General features: G+C 70.8%; 19 protein-coding genes. 11 read left to right on the forward strand and 8 right to left on the reverse strand.

The annotated features are described in order from the left end of the window. Positions 1–223: 223 nt before the first annotated feature. Together ACGFN2_RS12950 and ACGFN2_RS12955 are read right to left on the reverse strand one after the other, a co-directional pair. The gene (locus tag ACGFN2_RS12950; protein ID WP_362606538.1) at positions 224–862 is read right to left on the reverse strand and encodes a response regulator transcription factor; all 639 of its coding nucleotides are present in this window, start codon (positions 860–862) and stop codon (positions 224–226) included. 8 nt (positions 863–870) lie between these two features. Further along, positions 871–2097 (reverse strand): sensor histidine kinase, encoded by a 1227-nt coding sequence (locus ACGFN2_RS12955; protein ID WP_393359795.1) that lies wholly within the window; start codon positions 2095–2097, stop codon positions 871–873. Between the two features lie 174 nt (positions 2098–2271). Between ACGFN2_RS12955 and ACGFN2_RS12960 the strand changes: the two genes are divergently transcribed. Beyond that, a complete protein-coding gene (locus ACGFN2_RS12960) occupies positions 2272–2691 on the forward strand; it encodes a hypothetical protein (RefSeq protein ID WP_362606319.1) in 420 nt (139 codons plus the stop codon). A gap of 403 nt (positions 2692–3094) precedes the next feature. On the opposite strand, the gene ACGFN2_RS12965 is transcribed toward ACGFN2_RS12960, so the two are convergent. Beyond that, on the reverse strand, positions 3095–4477 hold the full coding sequence (locus tag ACGFN2_RS12965; RefSeq protein WP_362606316.1) for a glycine--tRNA ligase: 1383 nt from the start codon (positions 4475–4477) through the stop codon (positions 3095–3097). A 212-nt stretch (positions 4478–4689) separates the two neighbouring features. On the opposite strand from ACGFN2_RS12965, the gene ACGFN2_RS12970 reads away from it, so the two are divergent. From ACGFN2_RS12970 to ACGFN2_RS12985, 4 genes are all read left to right on the forward strand, one after another. Next, positions 4690–5652, forward strand: a complete 963-nt coding sequence (locus tag ACGFN2_RS12970) for a metal ABC transporter substrate-binding protein (RefSeq protein ID WP_393359797.1) — start codon at positions 4690–4692, stop codon at positions 5650–5652. Positions 5653–5684: 32 nt separating this feature from the next. Then, entirely contained in the window at positions 5685–6464 is a 780-nt protein-coding gene (locus tag ACGFN2_RS12975; protein ID WP_362606310.1) for a metal ABC transporter ATP-binding protein, read from the forward strand. Further along, the gene (locus ACGFN2_RS12980; RefSeq protein ID WP_362606308.1) at positions 6464–7363 is read left to right on the forward strand and encodes a metal ABC transporter permease; all 900 of its coding nucleotides are present in this window, start codon (positions 6464–6466) and stop codon (positions 7361–7363) included. The genes ACGFN2_RS12975 and ACGFN2_RS12980 overlap by 1 nt, the downstream gene beginning before the upstream one ends. Before the next feature lie 151 nt (positions 7364–7514). Next, a complete protein-coding gene (locus ACGFN2_RS12985) occupies positions 7515–7943 on the forward strand; it encodes a transcriptional repressor (RefSeq protein WP_362606306.1) in 429 nt (142 codons plus the stop codon). Positions 7944–8027: 84 nt separating this feature from the next. On the opposite strand, the gene ACGFN2_RS12990 is transcribed toward ACGFN2_RS12985, so the two are convergent. Beyond that, entirely contained in the window at positions 8028–8846 is an 819-nt protein-coding gene (locus tag ACGFN2_RS12990) for an isoprenyl transferase (RefSeq protein ID WP_362606303.1), read from the reverse strand. A 74-nt stretch (positions 8847–8920) separates the two neighbouring features. Then, positions 8921–9667 carry a DNA repair protein RecO gene (recO, locus tag ACGFN2_RS12995; RefSeq protein ID WP_362606301.1) on the reverse strand — a complete coding sequence of 249 codons (747 nt, stop codon included), beginning with the start codon at positions 9665–9667 and terminating at the stop codon, positions 8921–8923. Between the two features lie 751 nt (positions 9668–10418). On the opposite strand from recO, the gene ACGFN2_RS13000 reads away from it, so the two are divergent. Genes ACGFN2_RS13000 through ACGFN2_RS13025 form a run of 6 tightly spaced genes read left to right on the forward strand, consistent with a single transcriptional unit; the run spans position 10419 to position 15752 of the window. After that, positions 10419–11846: an ATP-binding protein gene (locus ACGFN2_RS13000; RefSeq protein ID WP_393359800.1), complete on the forward strand. Its 1428-nt coding sequence runs from the start codon at positions 10419–10421 to the stop codon at positions 11844–11846. After that, the gene (locus ACGFN2_RS13005) at positions 11843–12271 is read left to right on the forward strand and encodes a roadblock/LC7 domain-containing protein (protein WP_362606293.1); all 429 of its coding nucleotides are present in this window, start codon (positions 11843–11845) and stop codon (positions 12269–12271) included. The genes ACGFN2_RS13000 and ACGFN2_RS13005 overlap by 4 nt, the downstream gene beginning before the upstream one ends. Next, complete coding sequence (locus tag ACGFN2_RS13010; protein WP_362606290.1) at positions 12268–12630, forward strand: DUF742 domain-containing protein; 363 nt, start codon at positions 12268–12270, stop codon at positions 12628–12630. Before ACGFN2_RS13005 ends, ACGFN2_RS13010 begins: the two co-directional genes overlap by 4 nt. 28 nt (positions 12631–12658) lie before the next feature. Next, positions 12659–13237 (forward strand): ATP/GTP-binding protein, encoded by a 579-nt coding sequence (locus ACGFN2_RS13015; RefSeq protein WP_362606535.1) that lies wholly within the window; start codon positions 12659–12661, stop codon positions 13235–13237. Continuing rightward, complete coding sequence (locus tag ACGFN2_RS13020; RefSeq protein WP_362606288.1) at positions 13234–14601, forward strand: cytochrome P450; 1368 nt, start codon at positions 13234–13236, stop codon at positions 14599–14601. The genes ACGFN2_RS13015 and ACGFN2_RS13020 overlap by 4 nt, the downstream gene beginning before the upstream one ends. Continuing rightward, entirely contained in the window at positions 14517–15752 is a 1236-nt protein-coding gene (locus ACGFN2_RS13025; RefSeq protein WP_393359803.1) for a cytochrome P450, read from the forward strand. The genes ACGFN2_RS13020 and ACGFN2_RS13025 overlap by 85 nt, the downstream gene beginning before the upstream one ends. Positions 15753–15885: 133 nt before the next feature. Here ACGFN2_RS13025 and ACGFN2_RS13030 read toward each other — a convergent pair whose 3' ends face one another. The 3 genes from ACGFN2_RS13030 to leuA form a co-directional block, all read right to left on the reverse strand. After that, on the reverse strand, positions 15886–16593 hold the full coding sequence (locus tag ACGFN2_RS13030) for a TerB family tellurite resistance protein (protein ID WP_393359805.1): 708 nt from the start codon (positions 16591–16593) through the stop codon (positions 15886–15888). Positions 16594–16903: 310 nt separating this feature from the next. Further along, positions 16904–17938 carry an SGNH/GDSL hydrolase family protein gene (locus ACGFN2_RS13035; protein ID WP_393359807.1) on the reverse strand — a complete coding sequence of 345 codons (1035 nt, stop codon included), beginning with the start codon at positions 17936–17938 and terminating at the stop codon, positions 16904–16906. Positions 17939–18126: 188 nt separating this feature from the next. Further along, positions 18127–19905 (reverse strand): 2-isopropylmalate synthase, encoded by a 1779-nt coding sequence (gene leuA, locus ACGFN2_RS13040; RefSeq protein WP_393359809.1) that lies wholly within the window; start codon positions 19903–19905, stop codon positions 18127–18129. Positions 19906–19967: the final 62 nt, after the last annotated feature.

The following is a 19967-nucleotide window of genomic DNA, read 5'->3' on the forward strand; positions in this document are numbered from 1 at the left end:
GAGCCCTCCCCTTCAACAAGACCTGCGCTCAGAGCTGTTCCCCGCTGTCCAACGGGTGCAGGGGGCCGCTGCCCCCTGCACCCGCCGTCCCGCTGTCGCACGGGGACGAGCCGCACCATCAGCCCAACCACCGCACCCACCACGAGCAACCGCGCCACGCACCTACATCCCGCCGCGCGACACATCTGCGCCCCTCCGCGCGACACACGTGCGGACACACCCGCTAGCCCCCCACCCCCAGGAACCGAAGCACCGCCAGCACCCGGCGGTGGTCGGCGTCCGCCTTCGGCAGGTCCAGCTTGGCGAGGATGTTGTTGATGTGCTTGGCGACCGCGCTCTCGCTGACCACCAGCTGTGCGGCGATACCCGCGTTGGAACGCCCCTCGGCCATCAGCGCGAGGACGTCCCGTTCGCGGGCCGTCAGCCGCTCCAGCGGATCGCTCGCCCGGCGCACCAGCAGCTGGGCGACGACCTGCGGGTCCAGCGCGGTGCCACCGTCCGCCACCCGCCGCAGCGCCTCGATGAACTCCTCAACATCCGCCACCCGCTGCTTGAGCAGATAGCCCACCCCGCTGGTGTTAGTCGCCAGCAGATCGGCCGCGTACCGCTCCTCGACGTACTGGGACAGCATCAACACGGAGGTACCTGGCCACTCCTGACGGATGAACAGCGCAGCCCGCACCCCCTCGTCCGTGAAGCCCGGCGGCATGCGGACGTCCACCACCGCGAGGTCCGGCCGGTGCTCCTCGACCGCCGCCAGCAGCCCCGGCGCGTCCCCCGCCTCGGCCGCCACCTCGAACCCGGCCATCTCCACCACCTTGACCAGCCCGATCCGCAGCAGAACGGAGTCCTCGGCGATCACGGCACGCCTCACATCGGGCACGGCAGCTCCACGCTCATCATGGTCGGGCCCCCCGCGGGGCTGCTCATCCGGAAAGTTCCGTCCACGGAGCGCACCCGCTGCGCGAGCCCCCGCAGACCGCTCCCCCTGGACGGATCGGCGCCGCCCATCCCGTCGTCGGCGATCACCACCCGCAGTATCTCGCCGAGCCGGGTGACCGTCACGTCCGCCCGGGTCGCCTCCCGCGCGTGCTTGGCGATGTTCGTCAGCGCCTCGGAGACGACGAAGTACGCGACCGCCTCGACGGCCGGCGCGGTCCGCTGCGGCAGCTCCGCAGGGAGATCCACCCGCAGCCGTACGGGCAGCGGCGCACGGGCCGCGAGCCCCGACAGTGCGGCGTCCAGGCCCAGTTCGTCCAGAACGGCCGGATGCAGCCCGCGCACCAGGTTGTTCAGCTCCTCGATGGCGTCCTTCGCCTCGCGGTGCGCGGCCTCGATGACCTCCCGCGCCTCCGGCGGCAGATCCGTGAGGGTGGCCTTGGCGAGCCCGAGGTTCAGTGCGAGGGACACCAGCCGCTGCTGTGCGCCGTCGTGCAGATCCCGCTCGATACGCCGCCGTTCCGCGTCGGCGGCGTCCACCGCACCGGCCCGGCTCTCGGTCAGGTCCTCGACCCGCCGCGCCAGCTCGTCGGACCGGCTCACCCCCAGCACCGCCCGCCCCACCAGGATCTCCAGCCGGACGAGTCCCGCCGCCAGGGCCGGGACGGTCGCGAGCGCCAGCAGCCCCAGCACGCTGAGGTAAGTGGCCGTGGTGGTGTAGCCGCGGTGTTCGATGCGCCACTGCGGCGGGACGAGCCACACCCACACCAGGACCAGTGCCGCGGTCAGCGCCGTCAACAGCAGCCCCAGCAGCAGGACTTCCAGCACGCCGAGCAGTGGCCCGACCAGCACGTTGTAGCCCAGCTGCCGCTTGCCCGCCGTGAACCGCAGCCGCGGCAGCTCCACCCCGCATATCGCCCGGAAGCGCCAGCGCTGCGCCTCGGTGAGGCCGTACCCGGCAATGACCAGCAGGCTCAACGGGGCGGTCAGGATCACGGGGGCGTCAGAGGAGACCCCGGTGGCCGTATCGGCCAGCAGGGGCAGCGCCCACCAGCACAGCAACACCGGGACGAGGTGCAACGGCGCCCCGGCGGCGAGGAAGGAGAGGTCGCGCCGCATACGGACGAGGGCCCGGCGCAGCCGGGGCGGGAAGGTCATGATCACACCGTAGGGGGCGGGTTTCGCCACGACCATGACACCAGAATCCGAGGTCGCGGTGTAGCTGGTGCCACCTCAGGTCGGACAGCGGCATTACTGACGGTGGACGACGGAAACCGGAGGGTTGAACACGAGCCCGACGGCCGGGTTCGCGACTCCGAAAGAGACCCCTTCATGGCCCTGATCGCCTTCAACTCCCCTGCCACCAAGGGTGGTTACGTCACCGGCAGTCCGGTGCGGATCGGCGCGCGACGCCGGTGGGTGGGCAAGATCCTGACCGGCGCAGGCCTCGTCCTCCTCCCCTGGCTCGGCTACCTGGCGGGCACCCTCCCGCCCGCCGAGGCCGTCGCCTGGGTCGCCCTCGACTCCCTGGAGGCCGTCGCCCTCCTCGTCACCGGCACCCGCCTGTTGCACGGCGACGCCCGGCACCGCGCCCCCGCGGCCGCCGCGGCCGTCCTCCTGCTCGCCGACGCCTGCCTCGACCTGGCCACGGCCGCCCCCGGCGCGGAACTGGTCACCGCCGTCGCCATGGCCATCGGCGCGGAACTCCCCCTGGCGGGCCTGTGCGCCGGCCTCGCATGGCGACGGGCGTGAGGCTCCTAGGGGCCGTGCGAACGCATCCCGTAAGGGGTGCACGGCCCCCCTGCGGGCCACAACGCGGGGACACCGAGAGGCATTCCCGGGGGGGGGGCACCCCAGCAGGCGCTCCGGGGGGGGGGACAACCCGGCAGACACTCCCGGAGGCACCCCGCCAGCCACTCCCAGTGGCACCCCGCCAGCCTCTCCCAGTGGAGGCACCCGCCCGGCAGGCGCCCCCACCCCCGCCCCCACTCACCCCCATGGCGAACCCACCACAACCTCACCCGCACCCCGCACCCCGCACCCCGCACCCCGCACCCAAAAGCGCCGGCCGGGCCCGGAAAAATCCGAGCCCGACCGGCGCTTGAGGTCTCAGGTGGGCACCCGTCGCGAAGGACCGGTGCCGCCCGTGCAGGGACTAGCAGCCCAGCAGTCGCGCACCCAGGTAGGCCTGGATCTGGTCCAGGCTGACCCGCTCCTGCTTCATGGTGTCGCGCTCGCGCACGGTCACCGCGTTGTCGTCGAGGGTGTCGAAGTCGACGGTGACGCAGAACGGTGTGCCGATCTCGTCCTGGCGACGGTAGCGGCGGCCGATGGCGCCCGCGTCGTCGAACTCGATGTTCCAGTTCTTGCGGAGGTCCGTGGCCAGGCCCTTCGCCTTCGGCGACAGCTGCGGGTTGCGGGACAGCGGCAGCACCGCGACCTTGACCGGCGCCAGGCGCGGGTCGAGCCGCATGACGGTGCGCTTCTCCATCTTGCCCTTGGCGTTGGGCGCCTCGTCCTCGATGTACGCGTCGAGCATGAAGGCGAGCATCGCGCGGTTCACACCGGCCGCCGGCTCGATGACGTACGGAGTCCAGCGCTCGCCGGCCTCCTGGTCGAAGTAGGAGAGGTCCTGGCCGGAGGCCTTGGCGTGCGCCGACAGGTCGTAGTCGGTGCGGTTGGCCACGCCCTCCAGCTCGGAGAACTCGGTGCCGCCGAAGTTGAAGCGGTACTCGATGTCAGCGGTGCGCTTGGAGTAGTGCGAGAGCTTCTCGGCCGGGTGCTCGAACCAGCGGATGTTCTCCTCGCGGATGCCGAGGTCGCGGTACCAGTTCCACCGCTCGGCCATCCAGTATTCCTGCCACTGCTCGTCCTCGCCCGGCTTGACGAAGAACTCCATCTCCATCTGCTCGAACTCGCGGGTCCGGAAGATGAAGTTGCCGGGCGTGATCTCGTTGCGGAAGGACTTGCCCATCTGCGCGATGCCGAACGGCGGCTTCTTGCGGGAAGTCTGCTGCACCTGGGCGAAGTTGGTGAAGATGCCCTGGGCGGTCTCGGGGCGCAGGTAGGCGACCGAGGCGGTGTCCTGGGACGGGCCGAGGTGGGTGGAGAGCAGGCCGGAGAACTGCTTGGGCTCGGTGAAGCCGCCCTTGTTGCCGCAGTGGGGGCAGTTGATGTCCGCCATGCCGTTCTCGGGGAGCCGGCCGTGCTTGGCCTCGTACGCCTCCTCCAGGTGGTCGGCGCGGAAGCGCTTGTGGCAGGAGGTGCACTCGGTGAGCGGGTCGGTGAAGGTGGCGACGTGGCCGGACGCCTGCCAGACCTCGGGGGCCAGGATCACCGACGAGTCGAGACCGACGACGTCTTCGCGCGAGGTGACCATGGCACGCCACCACTGGCGCTTGATGTTCTCCTTGAGCTCGACGCCCAGCGGACCGTAGTCCCAGGCAGCGCGGGAGCCGCCGTAGATCTCACTGCACGGATAGACGAAGCCACGGCGCTTGCTCAGGCTGACGATGGTATCGATCTTGTCGGCGGCCACGGTGCTCTCTTCATTACGACGACGAACGATGGATGGGCGCCGCCCTAGCGTCTCCATGAGGGGGTGAGGTCAAAAGACGGCCGGGCGAATAGTTCAGGGTACCGGCGGCCGTACCCCCTGGATCAAATCGGTTCCGGGCCTCATTGTCGTCCCGCTCACACCGGGCCGACTGTTGTTGACAATCGTTTCCATCATTGTTGAAAATGAGTGTCATGAACATACGCCGTCCCATATCCACCGCGACCCTCGCCGGAGTCTCGGTGCTCGGCCTGCTGGCCCTCTCCGCCTGTTCCCCCTCCGGCGGCGCCCGCACCGAGGACGGCAAGCTGCGGGTGACAGCGTCCTTCTACCCCATGGAATTCCTCGCCCGGCAGATCGGCGGGAAGCACGTCGAGGTGACCGACCTCACCAAGCCGGGCGTCGAGCCGCACGACCTGGAGCTTTCCCCGCAGCAGACCGGCCGGCTCGGCGAGTCCGGCGCGATCATCTACCTCAAGGGTCTGCAGCCCGCCGTGGACGACGCCGTCGCGCAGTCCGGCAACAAGCACGTCGCCGACGCGGCCGCCCTCACCTCCCTGGAGAAGCACGGCACCGAGGTCGACGGCCACCACCACACCACCGGCGACAACCACTCGCACTCGGAGTCCGAGGGCGGCGACGACCCGCACATCTGGCTCGACCCGGTGAAGTACGCCGAGGTCGCCAAGGGCGTCAACAAGACCCTCGCCAAGGCCGACCCGAAGCACAAGGCCGACTACCAGAAGAACACCGACGCCCTGGTGAAGAAGCTGGACGGGCTGAACACCGAGTTCGAGGACGGCCTGAAGAAGCGGTCGTCCGACACCTTCCTCACCACCCACGCGGCCTTCGGCTACCTCGCCGAGCGCTACGGCCTCACCGAGGAGGCCATCAGCGGACTCGACCCGGAGTCCGAGCCCAGCGCCAAGCGGATCAAGGACCTGCACACCCTCGCCAAGGAGCACCACGTCTCCACGGTCTTCTTCGAGACGATCGCCAACCCGGCCACCGCCAAGGCCCTGGCCGGCGACCTCCACCTGAAGACCGACGTCCTCGACCCGCTGGAGGGGATCAACGCCAAGTCCCGCGGCAAGGACTACTTCGGTGTGCAGCGCGCCAACCTCGCCGCGCTGCAGAAGGCGCTCGGCAGTAAGTGACGGACACCGCACCGCACGTGACGGAGGCCACCATGAACCAGCCGCACCCCCAGCCGGTGATCGACCTGCGCGGGGCGACCGCCTCGCTGGGCGCCCGCCCGGTGCTGCGCGGGGTCGACCTCACCGTGCACTCCGGTGAGGTCGTCGCGCTGCTCGGCGCCAACGGCTCCGGCAAGTCCACCGCCGTCCGCTCGGTGATCGGCCAGGTCCCGCTCACCGGCGGTGAGCTGACCCTCTTCGGCACGGAGTTCCGGCGGTTCCGGGACTGGGCCCGGATCGGCTACGTCCCGCAGCGCACCACCGCGGCCGGCGGCGTCCCCGCCACCGTCCGCGAGGTCGTCACGGCCGGCCGGCTGGCCCGTACGAAGCTGGGCATCCTGCGCAAGGCCGACCGCGCCGCGGTGCACCGCGCGCTGGAGCTGGTCGGCATGGCCGACCGGGCCAAGGACTCCGTCGACGCGCTGTCCGGCGGCCAGCACCAGCGGGTGCTGATCGCCCGTGCGCTGGCCGGGGAGCCGGAACTGCTGATCATGGACGAGCCGATGGCCGGTGTCGACCTGGCCAGCCAGGAGGTGCTCGCCGCCGCGCTGCGCGAACAGGTCGGGCGCGGCGCCACGGTCCTGCTGGTGCTGCACGAGCTGGGCCCGCTGGAGCCGCTGATCGACCGCGCGGTGGTGCTGCGGGACGGCTGCGTCGTCCACGACGGACCGCCGCCCGAGGCCGTGGGCCAGCACGCGCTGCCCGGCCATGACCATGTCCACCCGCACGCCGACCAGGCCGCGGAACCGATCCGGACGGGGCTGCTGAGCTGATGGAGATCCTTAACTACGCCTTCATGCAGCGGGCCCTGATCGCCGCGTTGATCGTCGGCGTCACCGCCCCCGCCATCGGCATCTACCTCGTCCAGCGCCGCCAGGCCCTGATGGGCGACGGCATCGGCCATGTCGCGCTGACCGGCGTCGGCCTCGGCTTCCTGCTCAACACCAGCCCCATCTGGGCCGCCACCGCCGTCGCCATCGCCGGCTCCGTCGTCATGGAGCTGATCCGCTGGTACGGCAAGACCCGCGGCGACCTCGCACTGGCCATGCTGTTCTACGGCGGCATGGCGGGCGGCGTGATGCTGATGAACCTCTCCGACGCGGGCTCCAACGCCAACCTCGGCACCTACCTCTTCGGCTCGATCACCACCGTCTCCCCGCAGGACATGACGACGATCTACGTGCTGGCCGCCCTGGTGCTGGCGATCACGGTCGGGCTGCGCCGCCAGCTGTTCGCGGTGTGCCAGGACGAGGAGTTCGCCCGGGTGACCGGCCTGCCGGTGCGGCTGCTCAACCTGCTGGTCGCCGTCACCGCCGCGGTCACCGTCACCGTCGCCATGCGCGTCGTCGGGCTGCTGCTGGTCAGCGCCCTGATGGTGATCCCGGTCGCGGCCGCCCAGCAGATCAGCCGCAGCTTCGCGGTCACCTTCTCGGTGGCTGTGGGGATCGGCGTCGCGGTCACCCTCACGGGTACCACCACCTCGTACTACGTCGACGTCCCGTCCGGCGCCACCATCGTGCTGTTCGCCATCGGGCTGTTCGTCCTCTTCACCGGACTCGCCGCGCCGCTCGCGAAAAAGCGCGCAAGGGCTGCCGCGGAGGCCTCGAAGGGGTGCACTCTGGAGGTACCCGGCGGCCGCTCCACGACGGACGACGTCAGCGTGGCCGGGTGAACACGGGCGGCAGGACACCGGCGGACCCCGTCGGCGGACAGATACGTGTATCGGTAAGCGTCTCACCGGCGGGCCGGTCATCACCTGGCACAATGGCGGGACGCACGTGCAGGGGGAAGTCCTGACGTAGTGACGTCCTAGGGAGGCAACGGTGGCGACGAGCGCGGGTTCTCCGGTACGCGGCCGGTCGACGCGGCAGCGGACCGCGGTGTCGGCCGCACTCGACGAGGTCGACGAGTTCCGCAGTGCGCAGGAGCTGCACGACATGCTCAAGCACAAGGGCGACTCCGTCGGGCTGACCACCGTCTACCGCACGCTGCAGTCCCTCGCCGACGCCGGCGAGGTCGATGTGCTGCGCACCAGCGAGGGCGAGGCCGTCTACCGCCGGTGCAGCACCGACGATCACCACCACCACCTGGTGTGCCGGGCCTGCGGCAAGGCCGTCGAGGTCGAGGGCCCCGCGGTGGAGAAGTGGGCCGACCAGATCGCCCAGGAGCACGGCTTCCAGGACGTCGCGCACACCATCGAGATCTTCGGCACCTGCGGCGAGTGCGCCGCGCGGACCGCGGAGAAGCAGTAGCCGGCAGCAAGGACAGCAACGCGTGAAGGGCCGCCTCCGGTCATCGGAGGCGGCCCTTCACGCGTCTGCCCGCAGGCGCCGCCCTCAGGTCGCGGTCTCGCCCGCCGCCAGCTGCGCGCCGCCGAAGCGGCGGTCGCGCTTGGCGTACTCCAGGCACGCCTCCCACAGGTTCCGGCGGTCGAAGTCCGGCCACAGGATGTCCTGGAAGACCATCTCGGCGTACGCGCTCTGCCAGATCAGGTAGTTCGAGGTCCGCTGCTCGCCCGACGGCCGCACGAAGAGGTCCACATCCGGCATGTCCGGGTAGTACATGTACTTCGCGACGGTCTTCTCATTGACCTTCGACGGGTCGAGCTTTCCGGCCCGGACATCCGCCGCGATGGCCGCCGCCGCGTCCGCGATCTCGGCCCGGCCGCCGTAATTCACGCAGAAATACAGCGTCATCGCGTCATTGTTCTTGGTCTGTTCCTGCGCGACCTGCAGCTCCTGCACGACCGACTTCCACAGCTTCGGCATCCGCCCGACCCAGCGGATACGAATACCCATCGCGTCCATTTCGTCCCGGCGCCGCCGGATCACGTCGCGGTTGAAGTTCATCAGGAACTTCACCTCGTCGGGCGACCGCTTCCAGTTCTCCGTGGAGAAGGCGTACAGCGAAAGGTTCTTCACGCCCATTTCGATGCAGCCCCTGAGCACGTCCAGGACGACGCCCTCGCCGACCTTGTGGCCCTCGGTGCGCGGCAGCCCGCGCTCCTTGGCCCACCGGCCGTTGCCGTCCATGACGACCGCCACATGGTTCGGGACGAGCTCACCGGGGATCTTCGGCGGCCGCGCACCGGAAGGGTGCGGCTCGGGCGTCTCGTACTCACGTCGATTACGGCCCAGAATCCCGCGTCGTGCCATGCGGCCCACGTCTCCTATGTGTCTTGAGGGCGTTTTTTGCTTTGAGGGGCTTATGTGTCTTGAGGGTGGTTTCGCTATTTCTCTACGTACCGGAGAGAACGCAGGCCCCGCTCCAGATGCCAGTGCAGATACGCCGTGACGAGCCCGCTGCCCTCCCGGGCGTGACGGGCCTCGCAGGCGTCCGCGGTCTCCCAGTCGCCGGTCAGCAGCGCGCTGAGGAGCCCGATGGCCTCAGAGGAGGGTACGACGCTCCCCGGCACCCGGCAGTCGCCGCAGGTCACCCCGCCCGACGCGACCGAGAAGAACCGGTTGGGGCCGGGCAGCCCGCACCGCGCGCAGCTGTCGAAGCTCGGCGCGTAGCCGTTCACCGCGAGCGAGCGCAGCAGGAACGCGTCCAGCACCAGATGCGGCTCGTGCTCCCCGCGGGCCAGCGTCCGCAGCCCGCCGACCAGCAGCAGATACTGCTGCACGGCGGGCTCGCCCTCGTGGTCGGTGAACCGCTCGGCGGTCTCCAGCATGGCCGTCCCGGCCGTGTAGCGGGCGTAGTCCGAGACGATCCCGCCGCCGTACGCCGCGATCGTCTCGCTCTGCGTACACAGCGGCAGCCCGCGCCCGATCAGCTCGCTCCCACGGGCGTAGAACTGCACATCGACATGCGAGAACGGCTCCAGCCGCGCCCCGAACTTCGACTTCGTCCGCCGCACCCCCCGGGCCACCGCACGGACCCGCCCGTGCCCCCGGGTGAGCAGCGTGATGATCCGGTCCGCCTCACCCAGCTTCTGGGTGCGCAGCACGATGCCGTCGTCGCGGAACAGACTCATGGGGTCATTCTCGCGCATGGCGGCCGGGCCGCGGTCGCCCGGCCTGCCGCGGCCTTCGGGCCGGGCACCCCTGGCCGCGCACGCCTGGTACGCGGCGTCGCCCCGCCTGGCGTCGGCCAGCCGGCGGGCGGCCGCCGTCGCGCCTTCCCTTTCCTTGATCCGCTTCATCGCGCCCACGCTTTCCGTGAAGAAATTCACCGTTCGTATCCAGAGCGTGACGCCGCGGAATCGCGCTGCGCAATGAGAGGGGCACTACAACTGCCTTGTAGGGAAAAGGGAGAGGCCATGGCCAACACACCGCGCCAACCGGGGTGGGAATTCCCGGGGTTCGGACCTCAAGAACCGGCGGGAGGGACGGGCCGGGGCAGGAGACTGTGCTGCACGCCCTCGCCGGCGGCCCGGCGGCACCCCGGCCCCACCCTCCTCCGCGACAGCAAGACTCGTCTTCCCCGCGGCCGAGTGGACCACCTTCGTCGCCGCCGTCAAAAACTCGCATTTCACCGGCGCCTGACCAGCTTTCACCGCCCGCACACAACAGGCACACAAAGGCCCCGCCATCGCACTGGATGACGGGGCCACATCACGTTATGGTCCGGGTCATCGTGGGCGGAAGACGACCTTCCGTACTTCTCAGTCGCCCCGTGGAAGTGGCCCTCACGGCTCGTCAACTGCCCGGTAGCATCCGGTGATGTTCGGCAGCACATCGCCGTGAAGGCCGGCCGATCCAGTCAGTACCCAATTGAGGATCTCGATGACATCCATACCGGAGGCGCTGTTGTGGTGCCTCAGCACAGGTACGGCCGCCGCCGTGGTCCTGGCGGCGCTCTCGATCCGCGCGGGCAAACAGCGCGCGGACCTGAGAAGGCGTCTGTCCGCCGCTGAGGAACAGAACAGCGCCACGCTCCACAGCAATACGGAGCTGACGGCCCGGCTGCGCGCCACCGAGGCCGAGATCCGGCACCTGGCCGGTACCCGGCTCCCCGATCTGACGCTGGCGCTGGCCCATCCCCATGTGCCCGTACCGGGGCTGCTGGACGCGCGGTTCGCCGCGTCGGAGACCGACCAGGCGCTGAACGCCGTTCTGGAGCAGGTCAGCGACGCGATCACCAAGGAGCGGGCGCGGGTCGACGCCGCCGCGCAGTCCACCCTCCGCGGGGCCACCACCACCATCCAGGCGCTGCTGTACCAGCTCCAGACGTCGCTGCAGGAGATGCAGCACCGTTACGACGACCCGAACGTCGCCCAGGACCTGCTGAACGCCGACTTCCTCAACGAGCAGGCGCTGCGGCGCGTCCAGGCCACCGGCGTGGTGTGCGGCGCCTGGCCGGGGCTGACCCGTGAGGACTCCTACCTCGCCGAGCTGGTCGTCGGCGCCACGTCCCGGCTGCGCGGTTACGAGCGCGTGAACGTCAGCAACCAGCTGCGTGACCCGATCGCGGTGGTCGCGCGGGCGGTGGAGCCGATCGCGATCGTGGTCACCGAACTGCTGGCCAACGCGCTGCACCACTCGCACCGTGAACTGCCGGTCACCATCACCCTCCAGCAGGGCAACCGCGGTGCCTCGGTCATCGTCGACGACTACGGCGTCGGCATGCACGACGACGAGATCAAGGCGGCGATGGAGCTGCTCGCGGGTGACCAGGACCTGCTGCTGACGCAGCTCGGTGACCCGCCGCGGTCCGGTTTCGCGGCCGCCGGCCAGCTGGTGCGGCAGTACGGCTTCGGGGTGCACGTCGAGCCCTCCCCGTACGGCGGGGTGCGGGCGGTCGTGTACATCCCGGGTGACCCCCTCCTCACCGTCCTCGACGAGAGCACCCAGCCGATGTCCGTGATGGCTCCCATGCCGCACCGTGCCGCGGTGCCGGATCGTTCCTCCTCCGTGCTGCCCACCGGATCGGCGACGCCGCCCCCGGCCGCCGCGCAGCCCGCGCCCGCCGCGCAGCCCGCCCCCTCCTACGAGGCACCGGCCCCGCAGGCCGAGGGTGAACTCCCGCGCCGGCGGCGCCGTAAGCCCGTCTCCGAACCCGGCGAGAGTGCCGCGCGCACCGAGTCGGCTCCCGAGCGCTCCCCGGAAGAGACCGGATCTCGCTGGGCAGCGCTCCAGCGCGGCACCGAGTCCGGCCGGGCGGCCGCCCAGTCAGAACCCCCTCGCAGTCCCGAAGGGAACCCGCAGTCATGAACAGCCCCACCCGCCGCCGTGTCGCCGAGGACAAGTCCTGGGTGCTGGAGCCCCTTTTGGAGCTGCCGCATGTGATTCACGCAGCCGTCATCTCCGGCGACGGATTCATCGAAGGGGCCTCGCCCGGCCTGAAGCGGGACTCCGCCGAGGGTGTCGCCGCGATGATGTCCGCGCTCCAGGGCGCGGGACGTGCCGTGACCGCGGCGTTCGCTGAGAAGGACGACACCCGGCTGCGGCAGACCGTGATCGAGTCCGATGAGGGTTTCGTCTTCGCGATTCCGGCCGGCGAGAACACCTGCCTGGCCGTCTTCGCCGGCCCGGAGGTGAACATGGGTGTGGTCGCGCACCATATGCAGGTCCAGGTGACGACCCTGGGCAACAAGGTCATGAACAGCCGGGCGCGGGACCTCGGCAACCCGGCATGACCCCGCGCCAGAGCAGCGGCAGGCGCCTCGTACCGGCCTATCTGGCGACCGGCGGACGCGCCCAGCCCAGCCGTAACACGTTGGACCGGCTCACCCTGCTGCACGGCGTGGGGATGCCGATCACCAGTGAGGTACGCCCCGAGGAGCACCGCATCCTGGAGCTGCTGCAGCCCGGGGCGCTGTCTCTGGCCGAGGTCGCCGCTCACCTTCACCTGCCCGTGAGCGTGGTGAAGGTGCTGGTGGCCGATCTCGTCGACGCCGGGCGGCTGCACGCCCGTGCCCCCATCCCCGAAGCCGAGCAATTCGACCGACACATCCTGGAGAGGGTTCTCGATGGACTCCGCTCTCTCAAGTCCTAGCCCCGGCACCGGCGCGAGCACCGGCAGCATGTACCTCTCCGGCGAGAACCAGACACTGGTCAAACTGCTGGTCGCGGGTCCGTTCGGGGTCGGCAAGACCACCCTCATCCGTGCGCTGTCGGAGACCCCTCCGCTGCACACCGAGGAGGTCATGACCCAGACCGGCGCCGCCGTCGACGACCTCGCCGGGGTCCGGGACAAGACCACCACCACCGTCGCCATCGACTTCGGGCGGCTGACCCTGCCCGGGGACCTGGCGCTGTACCTGTTCGGCACGCCCGGCCAGAAGCGCTTCCGTCCCCTGTGGCAGGACATCGCCCGCGGCGCGCTGGGCGCCCTGGTCCTCGCGGACACCCGCCGGCTGGCGGACTCCTTCGAGGTGATGGACATCGTCGAGGAGGCCGGGCTGCGCTACGCGGTCGCGGTCAACACCTTCCCCGACGCGCCCGAGTACAGCGTCGAGAAGCTCCGCGAGGCGCTCGACCTGCACCCCGAGACCCCGCTGGTGCTGTGCGACGCCCGCGACCGGGAGCAGTCCGTGGACGCGTTGATCGCGCTCGTCGGGCACGTCCTGGCCCACACCCCCGAGGAGAACCCGAACCCGTGACTTCCCCGCACCAGCCGGGAGCCGCACCGCCACCGGGCTGCCCGGCGCACGCCGCCGCCCCGTACCAGCAGGCACCTGCCGACGCCCACGCGCCGGTGAAGCTCTACGGTCCGGACTTCGCCGCCGACCCCCACCGCATCTACGCGCAGCTGCGGCAGTACGGCGCGCTGGCGCCGGTCGAGATCGCGCCGGAGGTGACCGCGATGCTGGTCACCGACTACCGGGCGGCTCTCGACCTGCTGCACGACGACGCCACCTGGTCCAAGGACTCCCGTGAGTGGATGACGACCGTCCCCGCGGACTCGCCGGTCATGCCGATGCTGATGTGGCGCCCCAACCTCTTCTACGCGGACGGGCCGGCGCACGTCCGCTACCGGGACGTCGTCGTCGACAGCTTCAAGCTCGTCGAGCCGCATGAGCTGCGGGCTCGTGTGCACCACGCCGCCGACACCCTGATCCAGCGGTTCGGGGCGCACGGCGAGGTCGACCTGATCGCCGAGTACGCGCGGCTGATCCCGCTGCTGATGTTCAACAACCTCTTCGGGATGCCCGATTCCTACAGCGACCGGCTGATCGAGGCCATCGCGGGGATGCTGGACGGCACCTCCCCCGAGGAGGCCGCGGCCGCCAACGAGGCGTACACGAACTACATCATGGAGCTGGTCGGCGCCAAGAAGGCCCAGCGCGGCCCCGACCTGACGTCCTGGTTCATGGACCACCCCAACGCGCTCACCGACGAGGAACTGATCCACAACGTCATCCTCACCATGGGCGCGGGCAACGAGCCGCTCGCCAACCTCATCGGCAACGCGCTGTCGCGGATGCTCTCCGACGACCGCTACTACAACACCCTGTCCGGCGGCGCGCTGACCGCGCACGACGCCATCAACGAGGTGCTGTGGAACGACCCGCCGCTGACGAACTACTCCGCCCACTTCCCGGTCCGGGACGTCTTCTTCCACGGCACCTGGGTGCGCAAGGGGCAGCTGGTGATGGTGTCGTACGCGGCCGCCAACAGCCAGTTCGACACCGGGACACCGGGCTCGGGCGGCGGCTCGCACCTCTCCTGGGCGGCCGGTCCGCACGCCTGTCCCGTGAAGCGGCACGCACTGCTGATCGCCACCACCGCGATCGAGCGGCTCACCGCCTGGCTGTCGGACATCGAACTCGCCGTGGACGCGAGCACGTTGCAGTGGCGCAACGGCGCGTTCCACCGGGCCCTCGTCGCGCTCCCGGCCCGCTTCACCCCGATCACCCCCGACCAGGCAGGAGCAACGCCGTGGCACAACAGGGACAGCAGCCCTTCGTCATCGACCCGGTCGGAAGCGACATCCACGGGGAGGCAGCCCGCCTCCGCGCACTAGGCCCGCTGGCGCGGACCGAGCTGCCCGGCGGTATCGAGGCCTGGACGGTCACCAGCCACACCCTGCTCAAGCAGCTGCTGACCGACGACCGGGTCTCCAAGAACCCCCGGGACCACTGGCCGGAGTGGCAGCGCGAGGAGATCCGCGGCAGCTGGCTGCAGTCGTGGATCGGCGTCACCAACATGTTCACCGCGTACGGCGCCGATCACCGGCGGCTGCGCAAGCTGATCGCCCCGGCGTTCACGGCCCGCCGCACCGACGCCATCCTCCCGCGCGTGGAGAGCATCACCGCGGCGCTGCTGGACGACCTCGCGGCGCACCCCGCGGGCGAGCCGCTGGACCTGCGGGCGCGGTTCAGCCACCCGCTGCCCATGCAGGTCATCTGTGAGCTGTTCGGCTTCCCGGAGGGCGGGCAGCGCACCGAGCTCGCCCGGCTCGTCGAGGCGATCATGGACACCACGGCCACCCCGGAGCAGGCGGGTGCGACCGCGGCGGGCGTCCATGCGCTGCTGTCCGAACTGGTCGGCAGCAAGCGGGAGAACCCGGCCGACGACCTCACCAGCCTCCTGGTCTCCGCGCGGGACGACGAGGGCCAGAAGATGACCGAGCAGGAGCTGCTGGACACCCTGCTGCTGGTCATCGGCGCCGGTCACGAGACCACCGTCGATCTCCTCGGCAACGCCGTGCACGCCCTGCTGACCCACCCCGGGCAGCTCGCGCTGGTGCGGTCGGGCGAGGTCTCCTGGAACGACGTCATCGAGGAGACGCTGCGCTGGGCCCCCAGCATCGCCGCGCTGCCGCTGCGCTTCGCGGTGGCGGACATCGAGATCGCGGACGGCCCGACCATCCGCAAGGGCGAGGCGATCCTGCCGGGGTACGCGGCGGCGGGCCGGGACCCCGGGTTCCACGGGGACACGGCCGCCGACTTCGACGTGCGGCGGACCCGTCAGGAGCACCTGGCGTTCGGGCACGGCGTGCACCACTGCCTGGGTGCGCCGCTGGCCCGTATGGAGGCCAGGATCGCCCTCCCGGCGCTCTTCACCCGCTTCCCCGATCTGCAACTGGCTTCTCCTGAGGAGGAGTTGGAGCCCACGGGCGGCTTCATCTCGGGCGGTCTGCGCAGCCTGCCGGTCCGTCTCACCGCGGCGTGATCCCGGCCTGACCCCGGAGCGGACCGGGCCTGGACCGGCCCGCCGTTGTGGCGCGAGACCCCGTCACCCTGCCCGGGTGACGGGGTCTCGCGCTGTCCGGACGTCCGGGGGGATGACGGGCGTCCGGCCTCCGTCAGGACGGTGTACGGGCCGCGGCCAGCAGTCGGCCGGTCTCGGCGGGGCGCAGCATCAGGGCGCTGCCGACGGTGCTCAGCACCTCGCGTTCCGCGGGGGTGTAGGCGCCGTCGGCGAGGGCGATCCGGGCGCCCTGGAGGAGGAGCGACTCCCGGCCCGCCGGGGCGAGGTGCGGGGCGAGCGGCTCCAGCGCCTCGTGGAGCTCTATGGCCAGCGCGGTGCCGCACGGGTCCAGGCCCTGGTGGCCGCAGTGGCCACCGGTGACCGCGCCGTAGGTGCCGGTGAGCCGGGCGGTGTCGGCGGCGAGGGCGGCGAGCAGGGTCAGCAGCTCGTCCTCGGAGCAGTCTGCGAAGCCGGCCGCGCGGACCGTGTCGACGGCGGTGTCGCGGACCGCGCGGGAGGAGGTGCCGCCGGCGGCCAGCAGCGCGAGGGTGACGGTGTGGACGGCGTCCCGGAGCATCGCCGAGAAGCGGACGGTGGTGGGGTGGTCCAGGGCCTCCGGGCCGAAGTGGCCCTGGCAGGCGGAGCACTCCAGGACGGGGCCGGTGGCGCCGCGGGAGAGGAGCGGGAGGCCGAGGACGGTGAGGCGGCGGCGGCCGGTCCGGCGGAGGTAGTTGCGGTCCCCGCCGCAGTCCGGGCAGAAGAACTCGCCGTCGGCGACGGTACGCCAGGACGTGCGCACGCCCATCACACACATCTTGTGCATCACGTCAGCCCTCCGTAACTCACCCATGACGCCCGGGACACGGGTGGGAGTCCCCCCATGACCCCCTCGTCGTATGGGACGTGATGTTAGCCACATGTGTGATGCGGCGTCAGCACCTCGTACCGGACAACTGGCCGGATGACGGAGGGCCCCGCCCCCGCGGAAGGCCGGGGACGGGGCCTGGGGGCGCCGTGAAGCGCGTGGCCATGAGGAGGCGGGGTGCGGGTGGGGTGGCCGGAGGGACCGTGCTTGACGGGGGCCAGGCTTTGGCCAAAACCGGTGGGGGCGGCGGGCCGTGCCGGGACCGCCGTCAGCCGGACGAGGCCATCAGGGCGCGGGCCACCTGCCGCGTCTGGTTGTCGAGGCCGCGGGCGTTGGGGTGGACGAAGGTGCAGGCCTCGCCGGTGCCGGGGAGGGAGCGGCACTGCTCGTTCGGCGGGTCGGTCTGGTCGCCGTGTCCGGTGAGGTCGTCCTTGACCCCGTACATCCACTTCGCGTCGCCGCTCTCGCACACCCCGTGCGCGGCGCTCGGCCCGTAGGTGTCGACGTAGGTCGCGGCGCGGTAGGCGGCGCGCTTCTCCAGCAGTGCGTTCAGGCGGAGTTCGAGGCTGTCGAGCCAGGGCATGTCGCCCTTCTTGACGGTGCCGAGCTGGTTCCAGCGGCCGAAGGTGCAGCCGGAGTTGTCGGGGACGATGGCCGGATAGCCGACGACCGCGACCCGGGCGTGCGGTGCCCGCTGGCGGATGACCGTCATCATGCGGGCGAGGTCGGTGTCGAGCCGGGTGAACTGCCCCTCCAGCCAGTCCTCGCCCGCTCCGCCGTTGCTGTAGTGGTCGGTACAGGGCTTCAGCTTGAAGGGGCTGGTGGCGCCCAGTTCGAGGCACTTCTTCACGATGGGCCCGAAGCCGAGGGAGTTGCCGCCGATGCCGACGGTCACGTAGTCGGTGCCGGAGGTCAGCGCCGCGACCTGCGGGGGCAGATCGGACCAGCCGCCCGGGGGCGGGATGGTCGGCGGCCCGTAGATCTTGGACGCCGGCTGGGAGGCCAGGACGCCGTCGACCACCTCGGCGGCCCCGCAGGTCACATCCGTCAGCCGGAGCCCGAGCTGTCCGGCGACCTGGTGCGGGTAGTTGCGTCCGGACCGGCCGCAGCCGTCGTGCTCCTCCCAGGGGCGGACGAACACCCCGGCGCTGTAGGAGTCGCCGAGCGCCACGTACTCCGGGCGGTCCGCCGTCCGGGCCGGGGCGCCGGACGCCGCCGGGGCGAACGCGGCGGCCACCACGGCCAGCGAGGCCGCCGCCGCGACGGCCAGCCGGGAGAGTGCGGGCATGCCGTATCTGCTCATCTGCACGTCCTTGGTGTCCGCGCCGCGGCCTGCCCGACGAGCGCTCCTCACCAAACGTACTGACTCACTTACTCACCGTGATATGAGCGGCGCCCAAACCCCACCTTCAGGTGGCGGGGTCGCACAACGGCGCCCCCGCGGCTCGGAGAGAGCCACGGGGGCGCCGGGGACCGCGTGCGGTGCGGGCGTCAGCGGCCCGCGCGGTTGACGGCGGAGACCACGGCCTTCAGCGAGGCGCGGGTGGTGTTCGCGTCGATGCCGATACCCCACAGCACCTTGTCGCCGATGGCGCACTCGATGTACGAGGCGGCCAGCGAGGAGGCGCCCTCGCTCATGGTGTGCTCCTGGTAGTCCAGCAGCCGCGCGTCGACGCCGATGCCCTGCAGCGCGTGGAAGAACGCCGAGATCGGGCCGTTGCCGGTACCGACCAGCACCGTCTCCGCGCCGTCCACCTCGGCCTCGACGGTCAGGGTGTCGACACCGTCCTTGTCGGTGGTGGTCTGGCCGTTCCTGACCTGGATGCGGCCCCAGGGGTTCTCGGGGTTGGGCAGGTACTCGTCCTGGAAGGCCGACCAGATGGCGGCCGGCGTGACCTCGCCACCCTCGGAGTCGGTCTTCTCCTGGATGATCCGGGAGAACTCGATCTGCATCCGGCGCGGCAGTTCCAGCTTGTGGTCGTTCTTCAGGACGTAGGCGATACCGCCCTTGCCGGACTGCGAGTTGACGCGGATGACGGCCTCGTAGGAGCGGCCGACGTCCTTGGGATCGATGGGCAGGTACGGGACCGCCCACTCGATGTCGTCCACGGTCTTGCCGGCGGCGGTGGCCGCGGCCTCCATGGCGTCGAAGCCCTTCTTGATGGCGTCCTGGTGGGAGCCGGAGAAGGCGGTGTAGACCAGATCGCCCGCGTAGGGGTGGCGCGGGTGGATCTCCATCTGGTTGCAGTACTCGCTGGTGCGACGGATCTCGTCGATCTGCGAGAAGTCGATCTGCGGGTCGACGCCCTGGGAGAACAGGTTCATCCCCAGCGTCACCAGGTCGACATTGCCGGTGCGCTCGCCCTGCCCGAACAGGCAGCCCTCGATGCGGTCGGCGCCCGCCATGAGCGCCAGCTCGGCGGCGGCGACCGCGGTGCCACGGTCGTTGTGCGGGTGCACGGACAGGCATACGTGCTCGCGCCGGGTCAGGTGGCGCGCCATCCACTCGAAGCGGTCGGCGTGGGTGGAGGGCGTGGAGCGCTCGACGGTGGCGGGCAGGTTCAGGATGATCTCGCGGCCCTCCTCGGGCTGCCAGACGTCGCAGACCGCCTCGCAGACCTCCAGGGCGAAGTCCAGCTCGGTGTCGGTGAAGATCTCCGGGCTGTACTGGTAGCCGAAGATCGTCTCGTCGCCCAGGATCTTGTCGGCGTACTCCATGACCAGCCGGGTGCCGTCCACGGCGATCTGCTTGACCTGCTCCTTCGAGCCGCGGAAGACGACCCGGCGGAAGGTGGGCGCGGTGGCGTTGTACAGGTGCACCGTGGCGCGGTGGGCGCCGCGCAGCGACTCGACGGTGCGCTCGATCAGCTCCTCGCGGGCCTGCGTCAGGACGGAGATCGTCACGTCCTCGGGGATCGCGCCCTCTTCGATGATCGAGCGGACGAACGCGAAGTCCGTCTCGCCGGAGGACGGGAAGCCGACCTCGATCTCCTTGTAGCCCATGCGCACCAGCAGGTCGAACATCTCGCGCTTGCGGGCGGGCGACATCGGGTCGATCAGCGCCTGGTTGCCGTCCCGCAGGTCGGTCGACAGCCAGCGGGGCGCGACGGTGATGCGGTTGTCCGGCCAGGTGCGGTCGGGGATGTCGACGGCCTCGTAGCGGCCGTACCGGTGGACCGGCATCCCGGAGGGGCGCTGCAGCTGCGTCGCGTTGGTGACCGGGGTGGGACGGCCGACGGCATGGCCTGCGGGGCTCGACGGATTCGTCATGATGCGTAGGGCTCCTCGTATGTCCGCTGGGGGTGCCCCTGCTCCAGAAGAGTCAGGGCGGG

The sequence above is a fragment of the Streptomyces sp. NPDC048612 genome (assembly GCF_043199295.1).
In the GTDB taxonomy this organism is placed as follows: Bacteria; Actinomycetota; Actinomycetes; order Streptomycetales; family Streptomycetaceae; genus Streptomyces.